Source organism: Sphingopyxis solisilvae (assembly GCF_015475875.1).
In the GTDB taxonomy this organism is placed as follows: Bacteria; Pseudomonadota; Alphaproteobacteria; order Sphingomonadales; family Sphingomonadaceae; genus Sphingopyxis; species Sphingopyxis solisilvae.
In genome coordinates this window covers 85,749-92,243 of the sequence record NZ_JADKYM010000014.1, presented here as the reverse complement: position 1 = coordinate 92,243, position 6,495 = coordinate 85,749, and the positions used below count along the sequence as shown (strand labels likewise).

The following is a 6,495-nucleotide window of genomic DNA, read 5'->3' as shown; positions in this document are numbered from 1 at the left end:
ATGCCGACTGGTTCCGCGACGCCTTGCAGGAAAAGGGCATCACACCCTGCATCCCGGGCCGGAAAATACGAAACAAGACCGTCAAATACGACAAGCGCCGCTACAAACGCCAGGGCCGTATCGAGATTATGTTCGGCCGCCTGAAGGACTGGAGACGGGTCGCAACACGCTACGATCGGTGCCCGAAGGCCGTCTTCTCCGCCGTAGCCCTCGCCGCAACCGCCATCTTCTGGCTCTGACCAATGAGTCCTGACCCTAGGCAATCACGTTCCGTACCAACCCTTCTCGTCCCCTCGGTGCCCGCCTATTGCCGAGGAAGAAGAGTGCGCGCGGTCCGCCCGATACCCTTTCAGCCACGCGATCCTGCTCAAGGCGAGCAGCCACGTGCCAGCGAACTAGCATCACAAGGTATCGGATCGATTAATTACCGCTTCGGACGCATCTCGCAGCGACGCCATTCTTCCAACATGCTATGTAACATCATCATTGCGTTGGGGAGGAAGCAATGCGAGTCCGGTTGCCGGGGACATTGCTGGCAGCGATACTGATTTGCGGGTGCAGCCAGCCGTCACCCGAGACAATGCCCCATCCGCCAAATCAGTATACGGAAGCAAGCAGCTCCGAACAAGCCGGCCAGGATGAGCCGTTTCACACCCTCACTGCCGCCGCGGACGATGCGCCGCACAAGACTGCCTCCCGGCCATCGAAGAACTGGCAATATGATTGAACCGCCTTAGCGATCGTTCGCTCGCCTGTTCTCAATGTGTGCCGATGGCAAGCATCGCCCCCGGCACCTTGGTGGAGCCAATCCTCCGGCCGCCATCGAGGCCGGATTTACCCTGTTTCCCATGCCGGGGTCCGGTTCCGGCGACGGCGCACGGTCACGTTGTGATAATCATGACCCGCGCGTGACCCGGCGTCTTGCATCGCGGCATGGCGCCGCTAGACCGGTGGCATGCACGGTGCCGCCAACCCATGATGAACGTCGACAGCTGGCGATCCTCCATCGCGAACGCCGACTTCGCCGATTGGATCACGGTCGCCGCCTATCTCGGCACAGCCTTGCTTGCCCGCCGCGCTTCTCTACACGCCGCCGCTCGGAACAGCGGCCCCGAACGCCGCTTCTGGCGGTCAACGTCGGTCCTGCTCGTCTTTCTCGCGGTCAACGAACTGCTCGACCTGCAGACGCTCCTCACAATTGCCGGGCGCGCGCATGCCAAAGCCTATGGCTGGTACGGCGCCCACCGCCCGGTCCAGTTCGCCTTCGTTGTCGGTCTCGCGGCTTTCGCGATGATCGCCGGTGCAACCCTGCTCTGGTGGCTGCGCCGCGCGCATCGCGCGGTTCGGCTCGCGTTCGTCGGGCTCGGGTTTGTGGGACTGTTCATCCTCATGCGCGCCGCGTCCTTCCACCATCTCGACGAGCTGCTCGGTCGCGGCAACCCAATCTTTCCCTGGGGCTCGATCCAGGAGATGGCCGGGATCATGATCATTGCCGCTGCCGCATGGGTTTATTCCAGGCAAGTCGGTGGCAACCGATAAGCCTTCGGATTATTTGTTGAGTGCTGCGTCATCTCGTCGCCGATCCTGCAAACATTCCGTCCATCGCACAGCGTGGCTCCCGCCGCGTTGCGGCAGGGCGGGAACGGCGACCGATGGTCGGTGCAAAATCAGCCTTCCGACCGCTTGGCGATGCTGTATTATAGAGCATGACCGTTTTCTTTCGTATCCGGCTAAGCGACATTTCAGTTATGCCCGACCCACCGACGCGGGGCAGCCGATGAGCATTCGCGGATGGATGCAAAGCACGGCAGCCGCCGGCGGCGACATGGCCGATTTCAGTCTGCGATTCGACGAGCCGGCGCCGGAGCCTGGCGACATCCAGGTACGGGTGCTCGCTTTCTCCGAACGCGGCCTCGTCTTTGAAAGCAGCGCGCCATTCACGATCGGCGCCTCGATCGCGCTTATGACGTCGGAGAGCCGTATCGACGGTCAAGCCGAGGTCGCGTGGGTTGGCGGCCGCCTGATCGCTTGCGACCTCGATGCCCCGCTGCCGCTCGCGACGCTCGACCTCATCCTTTCGCTGGGCGCCGAGACGATGGCGCGCGACCTGCCAGCGGCTCCGCCTGCTCCGGCAAGCCTCGGCGCACGCATGCAGCAGCTGCGCCGCTCCAAAGGCATGACCCAGGACAAGCTTGCCAAATTGCTGTCGGTCAGCGTTCCCGCGGTCAGCGCCTGGGAGGCGGATCGCAGCCGACCGCGGCCCGATCGCATGGACGCGATGGCAACAATCTTCGGGGTGTCCTTGTCCGACCTGCTCGGGCTGAAGGAGCGCACCGGCTTCCGGACCCAGGTCGACCAGGCCCGCAGGTCGATCGCCCTTGCCGCTGGGGTCGACGAGGACAAGGTCCGGATCCAGATCGAGATGTAACTGCGAAATTCGCCGTCGATGGCAACATGACGTGTGAACAGAGCGCGCCAGCTGCTCAATATCGCCCGGCGCCGAAAGCTGTTCCAAGCCGCCTGCCTTTTTGAAGACCTGCCCTCCCGAATCCAGACCATCATCAACGATAACGGCATCCCGTTCGCTGACCCGCCGCTCCGCCGCAGCACGTCTTCTCGCAGGAGATGCACTTCGACATGATCTGCGAGGCCAACGATATCGAGCCCGACCCACCAAGCCGCACCAGCCGGGGACCAACGGGCTGGTCGAGCGGATGCACCGCACGCTCTCTCCCTGGCCTATGTCATTCTTCACATATCGATGCGGTATTGCGCTCGGTCGGCGCGCGCTAACAGGTGATCCCGACGACCATCACGACGGACTATGGTGAACGCGCTAGACAGATCGCGAAATGCCCGTAGCGTTGGAGCATGTCACGACGAGGGTGGGTGATGAGGACAAAAGGCCAAGACGCGCAGCATGCGCTGGAGCATCTACCTCTGCTCGATGGTTGGCGTGCGCTGTGCATTCTGCTCGTGCTTGCTGGCCACCTGCTGCCCATCGGACCCTCGCAGTGGCAATTGAATGCTCCGGTCGCAGCAACGGGGATGGTGATATTCTTCACGCTCTCGGGATTTCTGATTACCCGCTTTCTGATCGAGGACGGCAATATCCGCCGCTTCCTGATCCGGCGGTTGGCCCGGATCGTGCCCCTAGCCTGGCTCGGCATGCTCCTCGCCTTTCTCGTGGCCGGCGGAGCCAGCGCCGGCGAGTTCGCCGGCAACTTCCTGTTCGTTGCCAATCTTCCACCGGACTCGCTGGTGCCGCCGGGCGCCCATTTCTGGAGCCTCTGCCTCGAGGTGCAATTTTACCTCTCGATTGCGCTGCTGGTCGCGATCGGCGGCAAGCGAGCGCTTCTGGTCGTGCCGCTGGCCTGCCTCGCAATCACGCTGGCACGCATCTACTGGCAGGAACCGATGTCGATCGTGACCTGGTTCCGGGCCGACGAGATTCTCGCGGGCGCGACGCTCGCCCTCATATATGAAGGCTGGCTCGGCCAGCGCGCGCGCCGCCTGCTGTCACGGCCCAATATCTTCCTGCTGCTGGCGCTGCTGTTTGCCAGTGCCGACCTGCGCACCGGCTATCTAGCCTATTTGCGGCCCTATCTCTGCGCCGTCATGATCGGCGCCTCGCTTTACAGCGCCCCCGCCTGGATGCACGCCCTCGCCGAGCGCCGCATCACTGTTTACATCGCACAGACATCCTACGCGCTTTATGTCTTCCACGCGATCTTCGCAGCCACCTGGCTCGGGGCCGGCGATACACTGGCGAAATATGCCAAACGGCCGCTGCTGTTCGCCGCGACCTTCGCCTGCGCCCATCTCTCGACATTCTATTACGAGCGGCGCTGGAACCAGTGGGGACGCCGGTTCGCGGAGCGCAGGGTTCGGTCAGCCGGCGAGGAACCCACCCCTGCCCCGCACCAATAGATGCCCGCCCCGATCACCGCGCGATCGCGCAGACGAGGATCGAAGCGGGAACGACCGTCAGATTTCGATGAAAATTCGTATCTTGTCGGGGCTTGCGCCGGTCGCGCGCGCAATCCGTTCGCGGCCCTGGAGGATCAGATCCTCATAGGGTTCGGCCGCCAGATCGACGAGGAGCTTCGAGACAGGAACGCCAAGAAGCGACGCCAGCGCGGCCAGACGATCGGCTTTGGGCCTTGCCCTGCCTTTTTCCCAACCCGAAATCGACGGCGCGCTCACCTCGAGCGCGGCAGCGAGATCGGCCTGACTGAGGCCGCGTGCGATACGCAAGCGCTTAAGATTGGCACCGAAGCGTTGCGCCTGTCGCCCGGCTGGCCCGGGCTCGACTGCTATCGCATCGGCGCCCGCAAGCGAAGGCACATCCTCGCGCGATGCCGGCAGCGCCACAGCGCGCAGCTCTGCCGCACTGACGGCGGCGTTCGAAATGGGCGCCTTGAACTGGCAACCGAACAGCGATCCGCTGGTCCAGACCAGCTTGGCGGTGACGATCCCCGCATGCGGGAGTTCGACATCGATCTTGTCGTCGACGGCGAGCGGGGCCTCGCATTCGATCAGCATCCCGCCCTGCGATATGTTGTGAATACGCACCGCCAGCGTCTCGCCGTCGGCTTGGGCGCCCGGAACCTCGAGCTGCAGCTTGCGCCGAAGCTTGCGAGGTGTGTCGCCCTCGGACGAAGGTGATTGGAGAAATGCCGAAATGATCATAACGCCATTGTCGCGGCACAGGGTTAACAAAGTGCTAGCGGCGCGCCGTCCGTTCCTCTGTGCGCGCCCGCCTGGCGGCAGCCGCGACAACCCGGACAGGCATTCGGTTTTTTCGCTCGATGGGCGCAGAGACCTTTCGCTTCGAGTCGCGCTGCGAGCTCTCTCCCGTGACGTCCCTGATGCGGATTTAACAAAAATTCGGCAAGCCGATGACCTGGTTCGGCGAAACGCCTGAAGATCAGAATGCCGATCGATTCTGCTGCATCTCTGCACTTGGCAATGATCCGCGCCGTTAGCTCTGAACAAGGGACCCAAAATACATTTTAATATCTGTACTTTAACCAGCAGAGCTAAAACACGTTCCGCGCATGATTGACGGGTCCGGTCGATTTACGCCTCTGCTCGCCACTGTTCCCGATCGGGACAGGCGCAATCGGTGTCGAAACAAATATCTTCACGCGATGTAATATATGCGCTAGCCCGCTGATATGGCACGGTTGGTCTCATTTATCGGTGAAAAGCGCCGCCTGGTGGCAATGGCGCTCGCCATGATGCTGCTCGCGGTGGCATCGGTGACCATCCCGGCCTTCAATGGCGACGGCGGCACGCTCTATGCCCAGACCACCGACGCGCTCGACCGATTTCTCGGTCGCTCGCCTGGCGAGCGCACCGAAACCGACCTGCTCAAGGGCAAGGTCGGCAAGGGGCCCTCGCTCACCGAACGCCTGCTCGGCCGGCCAGCCGACGGCGCCGAGCCCGAACAGCGCGCCCTCGGCAAGATTTTCGACACACCTCCCGAAGACTCGCTGAACGAACTGGGACAGGCACCCGGACCGATCGCGCTTGGCGATCCGGCGCCGTCCGACCTGTTGCCGCTCGGTTCCCTCGGAGCGCTGCCGGGGGGCGTTGGCACACCGGGAATACCCGGTGGCTTCGGGGCGGTACTGCCGCCGCCGACATCATCCACGCCCGGCGAACCGGTACCGCCCGGGACCGAAACGCCGACCGAGACACCCGTTCCGGCAGTGCCTGAACCCGGTACCTGGGCCATGATGCTGATCGGCTTTTGGCTATGCGCTGCGGCCATGCGCCGGCGCCGCAAAATTCCCGCTGAAAGCACGCTGCGCGCGGCATGATGCGCGGCGGCCTGATTGCCGCGCTCCTCGTCGTCACAGCGGCGGTAGCGGGTTATTTCCTTTCCCCGGACTTTGGCCCAGACCAACTTGCGGCAACCGCAAAGCCTGCCGGCACACAGGCATCGGGCGCCAAGGCGAGCGTGCGCGAAATCCTCTCGCCTGCCCAGCAGATCGAGGCGAAACGCAGCGGCCTGTTGCCCGCGGGCGTCCGCTCGCTGCTGCGTACCGGGGGCCAGATGCGGCATGGCGAGTTCCAGTGGAACGAGGAGGGCGCGCCCGCCGGACCGTTGACGATCTGGGTCGATGTGCGGACGCAGTTGATCTCGGTTTTCCGCGGCGGTCATGAAATCGGCACCGCGGTCATCGTGTATGGCGACGACAGCATGGAGACACCCCTCGGCCGCTTTCCGATTCTCTCCAAACACCGCGACTATCATTCGCGCAGCTATGACGCGCCGATGCCTTTCTCACTGTTTATCACCGACACCGGGGTGGCCCTGCACGGCAGCCCGATGTCGCGACGGCGCGCGACCCACGGCTGTATCGGCCTCCCCGATAAATTCGCAGAATTGCTCTTCGACGCTGCCAAGGTCGGCGACCTGGTCGAAGTGGTCCGCTCGGCCGAGGTGCAGCAGCGCGCGAGAGCCGCCGTCAGATCCTAATCCGA

At 63.5% G+C, this 6,495-nt stretch carries 7 protein-coding genes; 6 read left to right on the top strand and 1 reads right to left on the bottom strand.

From position 1 onward, the window contains the following. The 4 genes from IR187_RS11410 to IR187_RS11395 form a co-directional block, all read left to right on the top strand. A partial coding sequence (locus tag IR187_RS11410; protein WP_194954733.1) for a transposase occupies positions 1-239 on the top strand: 239 nt, incomplete at its 5' end. A 739-nt stretch (positions 240-978) separates the two neighbouring features. After that, a complete protein-coding gene (locus tag IR187_RS11405; RefSeq protein ID WP_194954732.1) occupies positions 979-1,539 on the top strand; it encodes a hypothetical protein in 561 nt (186 codons plus the stop codon). Positions 1,540-1,777: 238 nt separating this feature from the next. Further along, on the top strand, positions 1,778-2,428 hold the full coding sequence (locus IR187_RS11400; protein ID WP_194954731.1) for a helix-turn-helix domain-containing protein: 651 nt from the start codon (positions 1,778-1,780) through the stop codon (positions 2,426-2,428). A gap of 464 nt (positions 2,429-2,892) precedes the next feature. Next, complete coding sequence (locus IR187_RS11395; RefSeq protein WP_194954730.1) at positions 2,893-3,930, top strand: acyltransferase family protein; 1,038 nt, start codon at positions 2,893-2,895, stop codon at positions 3,928-3,930. A 57-nt stretch (positions 3,931-3,987) separates the two neighbouring features. On the opposite strand, the gene IR187_RS11390 is transcribed toward IR187_RS11395, so the two are convergent. After that, complete coding sequence (locus IR187_RS11390) at positions 3,988-4,692, bottom strand: helix-turn-helix domain-containing protein (protein WP_194954729.1); 705 nt, start codon at positions 4,690-4,692, stop codon at positions 3,988-3,990. A 488-nt stretch (positions 4,693-5,180) separates the two neighbouring features. Here IR187_RS11390 and IR187_RS11385 point away from each other — a divergent pair, with 488 nt between their 5' ends. Together IR187_RS11385 and IR187_RS16855 are read left to right on the top strand one after the other, a co-directional pair. After that, positions 5,181-5,828: a PEPxxWA-CTERM sorting domain-containing protein gene (locus IR187_RS11385; RefSeq protein WP_194954728.1), complete on the top strand. Its 648-nt coding sequence runs from the start codon at positions 5,181-5,183 to the stop codon at positions 5,826-5,828. Next, positions 5,825-6,490, top strand: a complete 666-nt coding sequence (locus IR187_RS16855) for a L,D-transpeptidase family protein (RefSeq protein WP_228765844.1) — start codon at positions 5,825-5,827, stop codon at positions 6,488-6,490. The genes IR187_RS11385 and IR187_RS16855 overlap by 4 nt, the downstream gene beginning before the upstream one ends. Positions 6,491-6,495 lie beyond the last annotated feature (5 nt).